This is a genomic window from Saccharopolyspora sp. NPDC003752, from assembly GCF_053605825.1.
The window spans coordinates 48,560-62,901 of record NZ_JBSGJZ010000036.1 but is presented as its reverse complement, the minus strand read 5'-3'; the positions used below and the strand labels follow the sequence as shown (position 1 = coordinate 62,901).

Genomic DNA, 14,342 nt, shown 5'->3' with positions numbered 1-14,342 from the left:
GGTGCAGGCATGGCGGCTGGCGTCGGGCCGGCCGCCATGCGTTGCGTTCAGCGGGTTTTTCGCGCCCGGTCGAGGAGGACGAGCGGGATGGCGGCCAAGGCGAGGGCCGCGCCGATCAAGCACACCGAGGTGAGAGCGGCCCCTTGCGCGAGCGAGGCGGCAGCCAGGACCGGCGTGATGCTGATGCCCAGCTGGAACGCCGACACGGTGGTGGCACCGGCGAGCGTCGGCGCATCGGCCGCGATCGCGAAGACGCGTCCGTACAGGGCCGGGTTCAGCACGAACGCGGCGACGCCCAGCAGGAACACCGCCGGTACCACCGCCCAGACCTGCTGGATCGCGAAAACCATTGCGACGGACAGGATCACGATCGCCGAGGCGCCGGTGAGCAGCACGACGTGGGGGCGCCGGTCGGAGACGCGGCCGCCGACGGACAGCCCGGCGAAGGCGCCGATCCCGAACAGCGCGAGGACGGCCGGGATCCACGCCTCGGGGACGCCGGTGATCCCGGCGAGCATGGCGGCCAGGTAGTTGAACGTGATCATGTACGCCGCGGTGGTCAGGATCGTGATCGCGTAGATGCCCCAGAGCACCGGCTTCCGCATCGTGGCGAGCTCCCGCGACACGCTCGGCGCGGCGGTCCGCTCGGCGCCCGAGGAGCGGGGGAGCCCGAGCAGGCAGCCGACCATCCCGGCGGCGGTGAGGACCACCACGGCCCAGAAACCGCCGCGCCATTCGGTGAAGTGGCTCAGCAGCGTGCCCGCGGGGCCGCCGGCGACCATCGCCACGCTGAGACCGCTGACCACGACTCCGGAGGCGCGCGCGTTGCGGTCCGGTGTCACCAGGCCGATCGCGGTCACCGACGCGACGGCGAAGAAACCCGCGTAGGCGATGCCCGAGATCGCCCTGGTGACCAGCAAGATCTCGTAGTCGCCGAGCAGTCCGGCGACGATGCCGGCCGCGAAGACGCCCTGGGTGACCACCAGCGCGGTGCGGCGCGGCCAGCGCAGGCTGAGCACGGCGAACGGCGGGCCGCCGATCACGACGCCCAGCGCGAACGCGGTGATCAGGAGCCCGGCGGAGGAGAGCGTGACCTCCAGATCGGCGGCGACCGCCGGTAGCACTCCGGCCAGCAGGAACTCCGCGCTTCCCATCGCGAACAGGCTGAAACCCAGCAGGTACACACCGGCGGGCAGCCTTTCGGAGCTCCCGCTCCGCGACGGTTTCCTCATTGAATCAACAGTCGTGTCCACTCGGACCACCTCCACCAGGAGGATCGGGCGGTCTTCGCGGTTTCAGCAAACAACGTTGCCGATTCCGGGACGGATCTGGTCGACTGCCCGCATGGACGACAACCCGAGCGTCGGCGCCGTGATCGAGCAGATCGCGCCGCGGCTGAGGCGCGTCCGCGAGAAGAAGGGCGTCAGCCTGTCCGTTCTCGCGCGAGCCACCGGCATCTCGACCAGCACCCTGTCGCGCCTGGAATCGGCGCAGCGCAAGCCGAGCCTGGAACTCCTCCTGCCGATAACGGCGGCGCTCGGCGTCCCTCTCGACGAGATCGTCTCCGCGCCCCGGATGCTCGATCCGCGCGTGCCGCAGCAGCCCGCGAAGGCGGGCGGCCGGGTGCTGATCCCGTTGTCGCGGCACCAGGGGGAACCGCGCGCGTACAAGATGACGATCCCCGCGCACGACGAAGAGCCCCACCTGCGTGCCCACCAGGGCTTCGAGTGGCTTTACGTGCTGCGCGGGCGACTGCGCGTGAAGCTGGGGGACCACGATTTCGTCATGGGGGCCGGCGAAGCGGCCGAGTTCGACTGCCGGATCCCGCACTGGTTCGGCGCCGCCGGACGCGGCGACGTCGAGGTGCTCAGCCTCTTCGGGAAGCAGGGCGAGCGCATCCACCTCCGCACCTCGCGGCGGGAAGCTCCCGCCCGCGGCATCACGGGTTCCAGACCATCGTCTGCTGGTGCAGCCGCTTGCCGTCCTGCCTGATGCCGGGGACCAGCGGCGTCGGGCCGTGCTTGGCGAAGCCCATGCGTTCGAAGAACCGGACCGCGCGGGTGTTCTCGCGCAGGGTCTGCAGGTGGCATCCCGGCGAACGGGCTTCGCGGAGCCGATCGAGCCACCGGTTCATCAGCCCCTCGGCGGCACCGGTTCCGCGCGCCCGGCGCTCCACGTTGATGTGCAGGTGGGCGGGCCACCGGGCGTCGTCGAACTCGCCCGAGGCGGGCTCGCGCCGGATCGCGATGCGCGCCATGTCGACGGCGGCGCGGGCGAAGAAGGCCGCAGGACCGGGCCGGAAGATCAGCCGGTACTTCTTGATGGCCTGGTCCATGCGCTTGCTCTCGCTGGGGAACGCCGAGCCGTCGAGGCATCCCGTCAGGTAACCGACGAGGGCGCCACCGGACACGGCGACGAACAGCGAATCCGGCGCCAGGTCCATGTACGGCGTCAGGTAGACGGCGGCCTCGGATTCCTCGTGCCCCCACAGCGAGGCGGACGGCGCACCCTCGCCCGCGCGCCCGAACAGCTCGCGCAACTCGGCGCGGTCGGCCTCCGCGAAGGCGCGTATCTCCACCACGACAACGACATTACCGATTCGCCCCGTGCTGCGGCCACGACTTCGGGAACCAGGACGGTTGGAATGACGCCGCGAGCGTCCTGGGCGTTCGCCTCGGGCACGGCGGCGTCCTATGAGGACGTTGCGGGTCCTGGGAGCCCGGTTGGCGGACTCCCCCCAAGAATTGTGATCCACGTCTCAATCAAGAACCGCTGAGTGCATCGGTGTCGTGTTGAAGGTGTCAGCGGAGGGGGAGAACAGTTCGGCCCGCGCGTTGGCGTCCGGTCTTTCAGGCGGGGCAGCGGCGCCATTCGCGCGGGCCGAACGCCACTGGTTCGCCGGTGGGATTTTCGCGGTCTTGCGCCGTGGCCGCGATTTCCCGCCCGGCGCTGGACAGGTCGACGCAAGTGGTCGGCGCGTCGTCCCGACGACGCTGGGGCGGAACGGGGACGGGCGTCGCGCCGAACAGCATGCTCGAACGCAGGTCGGAGGAAGAGCACGATGATGACCAAGACCCAATCGGCGACGCACTCGATGGCCGCGACCGTGCCGCGAAAGCAGGTTCGCGTCGCGGTGTGGGCGTCGGACCCCATCACCTTCACCGGTTTGACGGAGATGCTCTTGGGCACCGCGGACGTGTTCGTCGCAACGGACCCGTTCCCCGCCGACATCGACGTGCTCGTGTTCGCCGCGGACCGGGTGACACCGGACGTCCTCGCCAGCATGAGCAAAGCGGCTGCCGAATCGGACGCGCCCGCGGTGCTGGTGGCCAGGAAGCTGGATCGCCCGGTGCTGCTGCGGGTGGTCGAGTGCCGCGTCGTCGCGGTGCTGCACCGCAGCGCGGCCACGAGTGAGCGGCTCGTCGACGCGATCCGCGTCGCGTCCCAGGGAGGCGGGGTGCTGCCGGCCAGCCTGCTGGGGGAACTGCTGCGGCAGGTGGAGAACCTCAACCGCGAGGTCCTGGAGCCGCGCGGCGTGAACTCCGCCGGTTTCACGTCCCGGGAGATCGACGTGCTGCGGCTGCTCGCGGAAGGCTGGGACACCGAGGAGATCGGCAAGGAGCTCTGCTATTCGGAGCGCACGGTGAAGAACGTCATCTACGCGATGACGAGCCGGCTGAACCTGCGCAACCGCCCGCAGCTGGTGGCCTACGGCGTGCGGATCGGCCTCATCTGACCGCCCGCCGATCCTCGTGCCGCCCCGTTCCCACCAGGATCGGGGCGTCCGCCCGTTCCCGGCAAGGAATGCCGCGTTCGCGCCGCCCGATCCATTGAGGACACTTCGATGCCGCTCTCGTGGGCATCCGCCGCCGGATTCAGCGGCGCAGAGCGGTTTCCCGCGCCATGTGCGACAGCTTCTCGGGATTGCGCACCGCGTAGAGCCCGGCGATGAGGCCGTCCTCGATGCGTACTGCCAGAACCGTGTCGAGTTCGCCCTCGTGCCGCAGGAGCAGCGCCGGGTGGCCGTTGACCTGTGCCGGGCGCAGTGACGCAGCGGCGATCTTGCCCAGCACCTGGGCCACGGCTTCGGCCCCCACGAAGGGGGCCAGCGCGGCCTGCACGACCCCGCCGCCGTCGGTCAGCAGCACGACGTCCGGCGCGAGGATGTCGAGCAGGCGTTGCAGATCGCCGGTCTCGACCGCCCGCTGGAACGCCGTGAGCGCGTCCTGCGCCTGTGCCGGGGAAACGGCCCCGCGCGGGCGGCGCGCGGCGACGTGAGCCCGCGCTCGGTGCGCGATCTGGCGGACCGCGGCCGGGCTCTTGTCGACTGCCTCCGCGATCTCGTCGTAGGCCAGGTCGAAAACCTCGCGCAGCACGAACACCGCCCGCTCGGTCGGCGAGAGCGTCTCCAGCACCAGCAGCATCGCCATCGAGACGCTGTCGGCCAGCTCGACGTCCTCGGCCACGTCCGGCGCGGTGAGCAGTGGCTCGGGCAGCCAGGGGCCGACGTAGGACTCCTTGCGGCGGCCGAGCGAGCGCAGCCGGCTCAACGCCTGGCGGGTGGCGATCCGGACCAGGAAGGCGCGCTGGTCCCGCACCACGTCGAGATCGACGTCCACCCACCGCAACCAGGTCTCCTGCAGGACGTCCTCCGCGTCGGCGGCCGAGCCGAGCAGCTCGTAGGCGACGGTGAACAGCAGGTTGCGGTGGGCCACGAACCCCTCGGTGGCGGCGCCCATGCGATCGCCGCGCGCGAGCGGCTCGGCCGTGTCCGTGGTCGGCTCGCTGCGCTCGTTCATCGCCGGCTCCTGTCTGCTCGTCCTCGACCCTGTCACACGCACAAGGCGCCGGTCCCGGCCGCTTTGTGACACCCGTGAGCGGTGTCGTGCATCACACTGCCGCGCTGTCACGAGGAGCGGGTCGCCGGCATCTCCATGGTCGTCAAGACGCCGCGCGAACGATCCGCGCGGCACGCCACTGCACGAGCGAGGACGAAGCCATGGAACCCCGCATCAACCTGATGGCCAACGAGGTCGGAGCCAAGATCAACAAGCGGATCTACAACGTCAGCCTGGCGATCCGGGAGTCGTCGCTGCCCAAGGCCCTCCAGGAATTGGTGGAACTGCGCGCCAGCCAGATCAACGGCTGCGGCTGGTGCGTCGACGTCCACACCAAGGAGGCCGCGGCCGCCGGTGAGACCGCGGTCCGGCTCAACCTGGTCGCCGCCTGGCGCGAGTCCACCGTGTTCACCGAGGCCGAGCGGGCCGCGCTGGCGCTCGCAGAGGAAGGCACCCGGCTGGCCGACGCCCACCGCGGGGTGTCCGACGAGACCTGGGCCCAGGTGTGCGAGCACTACGACGAGGACCAGGTCGCCGCGCTGGTCTCCTTGGTCGCCATGATCAACGCCGCCAACCGGCTCGGCGTGATCACGCGCATGCGGGGAGGTTCCTACGACCCCGGCATGTTCGCGGGTCTGTCGAGCTGACCGGCAGGCGAACCCGGTCCGGATCATCCGATCCGGGCCGGGACCGGTCGTATTCCATTGTGGACGAAGGTGGTCGGCCGGGAGTCGTTGTGCTCGGCGGCGTGAACCCGTCGCCGTGGCGACGTCGCGGGGGAATTGACAGGTGATCGAACTGCAACTAGCTTTGTTGCAGTTCTGCAGGTGTCGCGAGGGGGTTGCGGTGGGTCTCAGCAGCAGGAGCGCGGTCGCGATCCACGCGCTCACGATGTTGGCGCGCTGGGACGACCGATCGCTGACCTCGGCGGAAATCGCGGAGAGCCTGGCGAGCAACCCGGTTCTCGTGCGGCGCATCCTCGGCAGCCTCCGGGATGCCGACCTGGTGCTGTCCACCGAGGGTCGCGGCGGCGGGTGGTCCCTGGCTCGCGCCGCGCGCGAGATCACGCTCTACGACGCGTACATCGCCGTCGAGGCGGGGCCGGTCCTGTCGCGGCACCCCCATCCGCCCAGCGCGGAGTGCGAGGTGGGGCGCAACATGAAGGCCCTGCTGGAGGCGGAGTTCCGGGACGCGGAGCGGGCGATGGAAGAACGGCTCGGCCGGACCACCATTGCCGACCTGGCCCGGAAGGTGCTGGCCTGCGAGCGCGAAGTCGCACTGCGGAACAGCTGACCGGGAAACGGTGGAGGAGAGTTCCTCCGCCTTTCTTCTTGCCCAAACTGCAACCGTGTTGGTTGCGGTAAATCTCGCGGAGGAGTGCGTCGAATGACATCCACGTCGACCGAGCCGGGACGAACCGGCGCCGGACGGGCCCTGCTGGCAGTGCTCATGCCGGCGATCCTCGTCACGGTCACCGCAAGCGACATGGTCAACCTCATGCTCCCGTCGATCGGCGCGGAGTTCGGCGCGTCCGAAGCGGAACTGGCCTGGGTCGTCACGGGATTCCTGCTGATGTTCTCGGTCGGCATCCCGCTCTACGGCCGCCTCTCCGACCGGCTGGGTCTGCGGAGCCTCTTCGCCTTCGCCCTGGTGACCTACGCGGTCGGGAGCCTGGTCTGCGCGCTCGCCCCGGAACTCCTCGTGCTCGTGCTCGGGCGAATGGTGATGGGCGTCGGGGCGGCCGCGATACCCGTGCTGGCGATCATCTCCGTCACCAGGCTGATGCCGGAGGCCGAGCGGGGGATGGGGATAGGCGTCGTCTCCGCTGCCGCGGGCATCGGCACCGCCGCCGGGCCGGCGATCGGCGGCGGGCTCGGTCAGTTCCTCGGCTGGCCCGCGCTGTTCTGGCTCGTGCTCGTGGTCGCGCTGGTGCTGCTTCCCCCTGCGCTGCGCGTGCTCCCGGGCGAGCCCCCGGCGGGGGCGAGCCGCTTCGACCTCCTCGGTGGCATCCTGCTGGGAATCGGCGCCGGGCTGGTCCTGTTCGGCATCACCCAGGCGCAGGTGGCCGGTTTCGGCGCGCCGTCTTCCTGGGGCAGTCTCCTGGTCGCGGTCGTGGCGATCGCGTTGTTCGGGTGGCGCACCGCTCGCGTCGCGCAGCCCTTCGTCCCGCCCGCGCTGTTCGCCAACCGGGTCTACCGGGCGGCGGTCGTCGTCGCGTTCCTGGCCATGGCGGTCAACCTCGGCGGCTTGGTCTTCGTCCCGCTGCTGGTGGTCGACGTCAACGGCCTCGCCCCGGGCGCGGGCGCCCTGGTCATGATCCCGGCCGGGGTCGCCGTCGCCGTCCTCTCGCCGCTGATCGGCCGCCTCGCCGACCGCATCGGCACCCGGCCCCTGGTGCTGGCCGGGCTCGCGACGATCGGGGTCTTCGCCCTGTTCCTCTCGACCGCCACGGGAGGCGCGTCGGTGATCCCCGCCGGGATCGGCATCCTCGGGCTCAGCGTCGGCTTCATCTTCGTGATCACGCCGATCATCAGCGCCGCGGCGAGCGCGCTGCCGGGCGATCAGGTGGGCGTCGGTCTCGGAATCCTCCAGGGCGCGCAGTTCCTCGGCGCCGGCACCGGCCCGGCCCTGTTCGGCGTGCTGGTCGCCGCGAGGCTGCAGAGCGGCAGCAACGCCATCAACCCCTTCTACGGCGGCCAGGCCGGGGCTGCCTACTCCGATGCGTTCCTGGCGATGGCCGCGGTCGTCGTCCTCGCGTTGATCGTCGCCTTCCGGATGCGTCCCGCAGCAGCGTCGCGGGACAGCTGAAACATCCGCGCAACGCTGCACGGGCGGCGCCGGCGCAGTTCGGCGGGTGCTGCCCGGGCTCAAGCGTTTTCATCGAAATGATCGTATTTTCTACCTGAATGTCGTAACGGGTCGGAAGATCATCGGGCACCGGGCGTTTTCCATTGCTTGGAAAGTGTGAATCCGCGCACTGTCCGGGAAAATCGGCTAACGGTTCGGAACTGCGTTGATCGCCGGTTTCACGGCGGCCGTCCAGTCGTCCCGGATGCTCTATTCGGCGGATGTGGGACGGCCGTCGTCGCGCTTCGGTTGCAATATCCGGAGGATCGGACCGGTGCGGTAATCTTCTCCGCTGGGGTTCATTTCACGGCCAGCTCTGGGAAAGGTGCTGAAGCATGTCCGAGTTGTGGGATGAGACGCAGAGGTTAACCAACCCGCTGATTTCCCGGAACCTGGTCTACTTCATCGCGCTGGCCGACGAGCTGCATTTCGGCCGGGCCGCCGAGCGGCTGTTCGTCACGCAGTCGGCGCTCTCCCAGGGCATCCGCTCCATGGAGCGCCTCCTCGGCGCGGAGCTGTTCGTCCGGAGCAGGCGGGGAGTTCGCCTCACCGACTCCGGGAAGATCCTGCTGGGCGAGGCGACCTGCATCCTCCGGCGGTCCGAACGGATAGCCCGGACGATCCGGGAGGTGGCGGGCGGGAGCTCCGGCCGGATCCGCGTGCTGTACAGCAGATCCGGCGTCCACTTGGGACAGCGGCGGCTCGTCGAGGAGTTCCGCGGCGAACACCCCGAGGTCGACGTGGTGACGATCGCGGGATGGGCGTCGCACAACGTCGCCGAGCTCCGCTCGCGCAAGGCCGACGTGGCCTTCGTGCGCACCCCTCCCGGTCTCCCGGACATCGACTGCCGGGTCATCGGGGAGGAGGAGCTCGTGGCCGTCCTCCCCGCCGGTTCGCCGCTGGCCGCCCGCGACCGCGTGACGCGGGAGGAGTTCCGGGCGCAGCCGGTCGTGATGTGGCAGCGGGAGAGCGGCCCGGAGTTCTACGACCGCGTAGTCGAACAGATCTGGGGGCACGATGTGCCCGAGATCACCTCCGTCGAACCCGACTACGCCAACGTGATCGACGCGGTCTGCTCGGGTTCGGGAGTCGCGGTGCTGGACCGCTCGCTGGCCGAGCGCGCAGCGACCGGCGGCGCCGTCTGCAGGCCCTTCGCCGGCCGGCGCCCGACCGGCGAGATCTCCCTGGCCTGGCTGAACAGCGACACCAGCCCGCTGGTCCGCCGGTTCGTCGAGTTCGTCGCCGCCGAGGCGGGCCGGCACGGGCTCGTGGAGCCGGTGGAGCTGTCCGCCGCTCTCGGACGGCAGGCGCGGAACAATCGGTTCTGATCAGACCATTAGAAAGTTTAATTAGAGGACGGAACGGGCGCGATGTAATGTCGCCTGCGGTCAACGGTGACCGCCTACTCCAACCACCTGAAAGGGATCGGCTTCATGCTGTCGTTTCCGGAGGGACATCAGCCGCGTTACAACGACTTTTCAATTCGAGCGATCTCGGATGAAACGCTTCGCGAAGGAGGCGAGCGTGCTCCGTTCGGCGCCGACGATTCGCGCAAGCTGCGGTTGATCGAGGCGGTCACCGGCGCCGGTGTCACCGACATCGACGTCGGCTCGGGGATCACCGAGGCGGCGTTCGTGCGCAACGTGCTGGACGCGAAGTACTTGATGGGCAGGATTCCGGAGCGGACGGAATTCTCGTTCAACCTGACTTTGAAGACGTGGGAACCGCTGTGCGAACAGCTGGAGCGCAACATTCCGCGCGAGTACCTCAAGGAGATGTACGTCAGCATCGGCATGATCGAGATCGACAGCGAGAACAAGCTGTTCGAACGGGTCGCCGAGCGGCTGCGCTCCATCGGCGTGGGGCGGCTGCGGTCCAGCCTGCTCAACGCCTTCTCCGGCACCGTCGACGAGGACAAGTACGCCCACCTCAACGACCAGATCGAGCGCTGCCGCCAGCAGGGGATCTCGCTGGTCCGGATCAACGACTCCGTCGGCACCCTGCTCCCGGACGCGACCGCGATCCTGGCGGCCAACCTGGTGCACGACAACCAGGACTTCACCTTCTACCTGCACGGGCACAACGACCGCGGCATCGGCACGGCGAACTCGCTGGTGTCGGTCTTCCACGGCTTCCAGATGATCGAGGGCGGCGTCGCCGGCGTCGGCAACCGGGCCGGGCTCGCCGAGCTGGAGTCGATCGCCGCCGTCTTCGCCGAGCGCAACATCACCGTCGAGGCCGCGGCGCTGGACATCGAGAAGCTCTCCGCCGCCGCGCGGCTCTCCGAGGAGGTCTTCCTGGCCACCCCGGACCCGTACCGGGCGGTGAGCGGTTTCCTGGTGGAGAACGAGAACGCGGGCATCGTGAACGTGCCGGACTACCTCGGCGTGTCCCGGCCGGTGGACTACTTCCTCAACCGGATCGGCCTGTTCCCGGTCTACATCAAGCAGATCCTCGCCGAGGCCGGCGCGGACCCGGTCATGCTCAAGGACGACGAGCTGATCCAGCAGATCTACGTCCGCCTCGCCGAGCAGATGGACGAGCTGTACCAGCACAAGCGCGTCGAGTACGACCGGCTCGCGGCGCAGATCAAGGCGTTCTACGCGGACATGGTGCGGCTGAACGACGTTCAGACCACCGCGCTGGAGGTCATCCGCGAGCGCGCCGACCGCGCCACCGTGGTCGGCGTCTGAAGTGGCGCCGCCGGAACGGATTGAACTCTCCTGATGAACGAAAGCAGTTATGCGTCCCGGCTGACGGCCGCCGGTGTGGTGGCCGTCAGCATCGGGAACTTCCTCGTCGCCTTCGACGCGTCCTCGGTGAACGTGGCGTTGCCCAGCATCACCGCGTCCCTGCAGGCGTCACAGGCCGAACAGCAGTGGTTCCTCGACGCCTACACGATTCCGCTGTGCGTCTTCCTGCTGACGGCGGGCGTCGCCGGTGACCGCTTCGGCGTCGCCCGCGTGTACCGGGTGTCGACGGCCGTGTTCGCCGTCGCCTCCCTGCTGTGCGCGCTGCCGGTGTCGGGCTGGCAGCTGATCGCCGCGCGCGTGCTCCAGGGCGCCAGCGCGAGCTTCATGCTCCCGATGACGCTGTCCATCCTCACCAAGGGCATCCCCGACCTGACCCGACGCGCCCGCGCCATCGGCGGGTGGGGCGTGGTCGGCGGCGTGGCCATCGCGACCGCACCGCTGGCCGGCGGCCTGATCACCCAGTTCGTGGGCTGGCGGTGGCTGTTCCTGGTCAACATCCCGGTGTGCGCGTTCGCGCTGGTGCTGATCCGCGGTTTCCGCGACCCGGTGGCCGCTCCCGAGCGCCGCTTCACCGTGTTGCCGCAGCTGCTGTTCTGCCTCGCCCTGACGTTCCTCGCCGGTTCGTTGATCGAGGGCGCGCACTCGTCGTTCGCCAACCCCGTGGTGGTGGCCGCGCTGGTCGGCTTCGCCGTGGCCCTGGGCGCACTCGCGCTGACCCAGGCGAAGGCCACGACGCCGCTGGTGCCGCGCGCGCTGTTCACCCACCGCCCGTACCTGCTGGTCATCCTCTCCGGTGGCCTCTACCAGATCGGGTCCTACGGTTCCCTGCTGGTCCTGGCCCTCTTCCTGCAGCAGGAGCACGGGCTGAACGCCGAGCAGGCGGGCTACGCCGCGCTGCCGTGCTGCGTGGCGTGGTTGTGCGGGAACCTGCTGGCGAGCCGGGTCACGCCCGGGGTCCGGCGCCGGATCATCCTGACCGCCACGCTGATCGGTGGCGTGGGTGGTGCGTCGGTCGCCGTGCTGTCGGTGACCGGATCGCTGGGCGCGACGCTGGCGGCCACCGCGCTGATCGGTGTGCCGTCAGGACTGCTGGCGTCCTTGCTCAGCGCCGAGGCGATGCACCTGTGCCCGCCGGAGATCTCCGGTGCCGCGTCCGGCCTGCTGAACACCAGCAGGCAGGTGGGCATGACGATCGCCATCGCGGTGCTCGGCGGCCTCGGGTTCGCCTACCAGCTCCTCGTCCCGATGTTGGTCGTGGCGGGCGCGTTCCTGCTCGTCGGCGTCAGCTGCCTGTCGGCCTTCGCGCTGCGCGGGGACCACGGGCGGGCGGCTGCGCCGAAGCAGCCGGTCACGGCCGACGGGTCCCGGTGAGATAGCCAGCGGAGGGAATGGCGGTGTTGACTTCTGTCGCGGGGGCGGTGGCCGCGGCATGGGTCCTGGCCGGCCTGGTCGTCGGCGCGGGCCGGTACCGGCACCGGCTCGCGCGGGCGTACCGCCGCGCGGAGTCGAGGTGCGGCCAGTGGTACGAGCTGCGGTCGAAAAGCTGGTTCTGAAGCGGGACTTCACACGTGGGCGGGATGTGTCCCGACCCGCACGACGGCGCTCCTCCTCGACGGCCGGGCGAGGAGGAGCGCCGGTGCACCCGCCGGCATCGAGGGCTAGAAGCCACGGCTGTTGGTCCGGCAGGTGGGGATTCGGTGCCAACCGGGCCCTGGCGCACGTCGATGACTGTCTTCTTTGGACTGTCAGCGGTCGCGATGGGAGCCGGCACGAGGCGAGGAGGCACAGGGCAAACCGTGATCGGCGTCGCCGGCTCAGGGCGCCGGAGCGTCCGTCCACAGTGTTCTACGATCGCGATTTCACGTGAACGGGTGAGATCGTCGGGGTCTCAGCCGGCCGGGACGGCGGACAGCCCGATCGCCGCCTCGGGCGTGTTGAGCAGGAACGCGAAGCTCTCCTCGAAGTACAGGTCGATCCCGTCGGCGTCGTGCGACAGGTACCCGATCGAAAGGTCCCGCCCGAGCAGCAGGTCGTGGTCGCCGCCCCGGGTCGACAGCAGGCAGCCGCCGCTGATCGAAGGCGCCCACACCACGTCTCCGCCGAGGATGCGCTGCAGGTGCTCGATCAGCGGATAGCCGGCCTCGGTGGCTCCGGCGGCCGCCGTGTACTCGGACGCGCCGAGCAGCAACGCGAGCGGACCGTCGACGCCCGCCAGCCGCAGCGCGGACAGCCCCTCGGCCACCGCGCCCGGCAGCCCACGCACGTCGGCGGGCAGCGGAATCGACCGGTGCGACGATCCGGCGCGGATGCCGGTGATGCCGGCGGCCTCGAACCCGTCGACGATCGCGCGGTCCTCGGCCTGCGCGATGCGCTGGGCCGCGTCCTTCACCGGTTGCCAGTCGGCGTCCCGGGAACCTCGTTCGACCTCGTCGACGGCATCCCGGGCCACGCGGAACGGCACGCGCAGCTCCAGCACCTGCCGGGACTCCCGCAACTCGGCCTGCACGCCCTCGTGGCCGGGTGCGTCGATGCGCGTGCTGCGACCGGTCCCGATCGCGGCGAACGTGTCGCCCTTCGGCTCGGACACGTCCACGACCCGCCGGCCGGCCGCATGCCGCGCGAAGGTGCGGCGCGCTTCCTGTTCCAGGTCGGTCCACGCGGACTGCGAGATGGGCGCCAGTTCGCGGTGCAAGTTGTTCATGGCGGCGGGTTTCCCTTCAGGCTCCCGATGCCGAGCGACGCCCCGGCGGTCGGTGTTCCGGTCGGTTCCGGCGGTTGCTGCTCCAGGAACGTCAGCGTGGGCACGAAGAACAGCGATCCGGTCACGGCGGTGGAGAAGTCCAGGATCCGGTCGTGGTTGCCCGCCGGGACGCCGACGAACATGTTGGTCAGCATCTGCTCGATGACCCAGGGGTCGCCTGCGTAGCCGATGAAGTAGGTGCCGAACCGGCCGCCGGTGAACTCGCCGAAGGGCATGTTGTCCCGCACGATCTGCCGCTCGCTGCCGTCCGCTGCGGTGATGGTCGTGAGCGCGACGTGCGAGTTGGCCGGCTTCACGTCGTCGGCGAGTTCGATGTCGTCGAGCTTGGTGCGTCCCACCACCCGCTGCTGCTCCTCGACCGGCAACTCGTTCCACGCCACCAGGTCGTGCAGGTACTTCTGCACGGCCACGTAGCTGGCGCCGGCGAAGTCCGGGTCCTCGTCCGCCGCGACCGCCACCGCTGCCCGGGCCGCCACCCCGGTCGGGTTCTCGGTGCCGTCCACGAACCCGAGCAGGTCCCGCTCGTCCCAGTACTTGAAGCCGTGCACCTCGTCGAGGATCGTCACCGCGCCCCGCAGCCGCGCCAGGACCTGAGCCGCCAGCTCGAAGCACAGGAACTCCTGCCTGGCCCGGATGTGCAGCAGGACGTCTCCCGGCGTGGACACCGACCGGTGCTTCGCCCCGACGAACTCCGGCAGGGGATGCAGCCCCGCCGGGCGCGGCCCCGAGAACAGGCGATCCCACGCCTGCGAGCCGATCCCGGCCACGCAGGTCAGCCCGCCCTCCGGGTAGCGGAAACCGACGGCGCGCTGCAGCGCCGCGAGATCGCCGAGGGCATCCCGCACCTGCGACTCGCCGCCGGCCGAAACCGACAGCACGAGGAAGATCGCCGAAGGCGTCAACGGCGCCAGCACCGGCTGCGGCACCGCATCGGTCGATTCGGGGCTCGACATCGTGGTGGTCACCTCCCAAGTGGCCGACTCTAAGGGGCGTTTCAGCATGGTGCGCGGGCATGTGTGGGCGTGGCAGCCTGGGGACAGTGGCGGTTTCGCGCGAAACCGCTGTTCCGCGTGGGGCGCGATGGCGGTTTCGCGCGAAACCGCCATCGCCTGTCAGGCGCCGGGCGCCTTCGGGACGAGCCAG

The 14,342-nt window shown here is 70.0% G+C and carries 14 protein-coding genes; 9 read left to right on the top strand and 5 right to left on the bottom strand.

Translation table 11 applies throughout. The features are described from left to right. Nucleotides 1-47: 47 nt before the first annotated feature. Entirely contained in the window at nucleotides 48-1,232 is a 1,185-nt protein-coding gene (locus tag ACWEV3_RS33735; protein ID WP_452617767.1) for an MFS transporter, read from the bottom strand. Between the two features lie 112 nt (nucleotides 1,233-1,344). On the opposite strand from ACWEV3_RS33735, the gene ACWEV3_RS33730 reads away from it, so the two are divergent. Then, nucleotides 1,345-1,992 (top strand): helix-turn-helix domain-containing protein, encoded by a 648-nt coding sequence (locus ACWEV3_RS33730; protein ID WP_452617766.1) that lies wholly within the window; start codon nucleotides 1,345-1,347, stop codon nucleotides 1,990-1,992. On the opposite strand, the gene ACWEV3_RS33725 is transcribed toward ACWEV3_RS33730, so the two are convergent. Continuing rightward, complete coding sequence (locus tag ACWEV3_RS33725) at nucleotides 1,940-2,581, bottom strand: GNAT family N-acetyltransferase (RefSeq protein ID WP_452617765.1); 642 nt, start codon at nucleotides 2,579-2,581, stop codon at nucleotides 1,940-1,942. The two genes, ACWEV3_RS33730 and ACWEV3_RS33725, sit on opposite strands and share 53 nt — an antisense overlap. A gap of 483 nt (nucleotides 2,582-3,064) precedes the next feature. On the opposite strand from ACWEV3_RS33725, the gene ACWEV3_RS33720 reads away from it, so the two are divergent. After that, nucleotides 3,065-3,736, top strand: coding sequence for a helix-turn-helix transcriptional regulator (locus tag ACWEV3_RS33720; protein ID WP_452617764.1), 672 nt, complete (start codon nucleotides 3,065-3,067; stop codon nucleotides 3,734-3,736). Between the two features lie 139 nt (nucleotides 3,737-3,875). Here the strand turns inward: ACWEV3_RS33720 and ACWEV3_RS33715 are convergent, their stop codons facing one another. Continuing rightward, complete coding sequence (locus ACWEV3_RS33715; RefSeq protein WP_452617763.1) at nucleotides 3,876-4,799, bottom strand: RNA polymerase sigma-70 factor; 924 nt, start codon at nucleotides 4,797-4,799, stop codon at nucleotides 3,876-3,878. Nucleotides 4,800-4,999: 200 nt separating this feature from the next. Here ACWEV3_RS33715 and ACWEV3_RS33710 point away from each other — a divergent pair, with 200 nt between their 5' ends. The 7 genes from ACWEV3_RS33710 (at nucleotide 5,000) to ACWEV3_RS33680 (ending at nucleotide 11,991) form a co-directional block, all read left to right on the top strand. Next, nucleotides 5,000-5,485 (top strand): carboxymuconolactone decarboxylase family protein, encoded by a 486-nt coding sequence (locus ACWEV3_RS33710; protein WP_452617762.1) that lies wholly within the window; start codon nucleotides 5,000-5,002, stop codon nucleotides 5,483-5,485. Nucleotides 5,486-5,684: 199 nt separating this feature from the next. Further along, nucleotides 5,685-6,131 (top strand): RrF2 family transcriptional regulator, encoded by a 447-nt coding sequence (locus ACWEV3_RS33705; protein ID WP_235883596.1) that lies wholly within the window; start codon nucleotides 5,685-5,687, stop codon nucleotides 6,129-6,131. Nucleotides 6,132-6,224: 93 nt separating this feature from the next. Then, entirely contained in the window at nucleotides 6,225-7,646 is a 1,422-nt protein-coding gene (locus ACWEV3_RS33700; RefSeq protein WP_452617761.1) for an MFS transporter, read from the top strand. A 374-nt stretch (nucleotides 7,647-8,020) separates the two neighbouring features. After that, nucleotides 8,021-9,013: a LysR family transcriptional regulator gene (locus tag ACWEV3_RS33695; RefSeq protein WP_452617760.1), complete on the top strand. Its 993-nt coding sequence runs from the start codon at nucleotides 8,021-8,023 to the stop codon at nucleotides 9,011-9,013. Nucleotides 9,014-9,247: 234 nt separating this feature from the next. Continuing rightward, nucleotides 9,248-10,378 carry a hypothetical protein gene (locus ACWEV3_RS33690; protein WP_452617759.1) on the top strand — a complete coding sequence of 377 codons (1,131 nt, stop codon included), beginning with the start codon at nucleotides 9,248-9,250 and terminating at the stop codon, nucleotides 10,376-10,378. A gap of 33 nt (nucleotides 10,379-10,411) precedes the next feature. Next, nucleotides 10,412-11,809, top strand: coding sequence for an MFS transporter (locus tag ACWEV3_RS33685; protein WP_452617758.1), 1,398 nt, complete (start codon nucleotides 10,412-10,414; stop codon nucleotides 11,807-11,809). Nucleotides 11,810-11,832: 23 nt separating this feature from the next. Next, nucleotides 11,833-11,991 carry a hypothetical protein gene (locus ACWEV3_RS33680; RefSeq protein ID WP_358566475.1) on the top strand — a complete coding sequence of 53 codons (159 nt, stop codon included), beginning with the start codon at nucleotides 11,833-11,835 and terminating at the stop codon, nucleotides 11,989-11,991. A 335-nt stretch (nucleotides 11,992-12,326) separates the two neighbouring features. On the opposite strand, the gene ACWEV3_RS33675 is transcribed toward ACWEV3_RS33680, so the two are convergent. Beyond that, the gene (locus tag ACWEV3_RS33675) at nucleotides 12,327-13,139 is read right to left on the bottom strand and encodes a family 1 encapsulin nanocompartment shell protein (protein ID WP_452617757.1); all 813 of its coding nucleotides are present in this window, start codon (nucleotides 13,137-13,139) and stop codon (nucleotides 12,327-12,329) included. Further along, nucleotides 13,136-14,152, bottom strand: coding sequence for a Dyp-type peroxidase (locus ACWEV3_RS33670; RefSeq protein ID WP_452617756.1), 1,017 nt, complete (start codon nucleotides 14,150-14,152; stop codon nucleotides 13,136-13,138). Before ACWEV3_RS33670 ends, ACWEV3_RS33675 begins: the two co-directional genes overlap by 4 nt. Nucleotides 14,153-14,342: the final 190 nt, after the last annotated feature.

Coding starts and splice junctions, on each gene's coding strand:
- ACWEV3_RS33735 (WP_452617767.1), bottom strand. CDS start 1,232: ATGAGGAAACCGTCGCGGAGCGGGAGCTCCGAAAGGCTGCCCGCCGGT.
- ACWEV3_RS33720 (WP_452617764.1), top strand. CDS start 3,065: ATGACCAAGACCCAATCGGCGACGCACTCGATGGCCGCGACCGTGCCG.
- ACWEV3_RS33710 (WP_452617762.1), top strand. CDS start 5,000: ATGGAACCCCGCATCAACCTGATGGCCAACGAGGTCGGAGCCAAGATC.
- ACWEV3_RS33670 (WP_452617756.1), bottom strand. CDS start 14,152: ATGTCGAGCCCCGAATCGACCGATGCGGTGCCGCAGCCGGTGCTGGCG.
- ACWEV3_RS33715 (WP_452617763.1), bottom strand. CDS start 4,799: ATGAACGAGCGCAGCGAGCCGACCACGGACACGGCCGAGCCGCTCGCG.
- ACWEV3_RS33695 (WP_452617760.1), top strand. CDS start 8,021: ATGTCCGAGTTGTGGGATGAGACGCAGAGGTTAACCAACCCGCTGATT.
- ACWEV3_RS33685 (WP_452617758.1), top strand. CDS start 10,412: ATGAACGAAAGCAGTTATGCGTCCCGGCTGACGGCCGCCGGTGTGGTG.
- ACWEV3_RS33700 (WP_452617761.1), top strand. CDS start 6,225: ATGACATCCACGTCGACCGAGCCGGGACGAACCGGCGCCGGACGGGCC.
- ACWEV3_RS33730 (WP_452617766.1), top strand. CDS start 1,345: ATGGACGACAACCCGAGCGTCGGCGCCGTGATCGAGCAGATCGCGCCG.
- ACWEV3_RS33675 (WP_452617757.1), bottom strand. CDS start 13,139: ATGAACAACTTGCACCGCGAACTGGCGCCCATCTCGCAGTCCGCGTGG.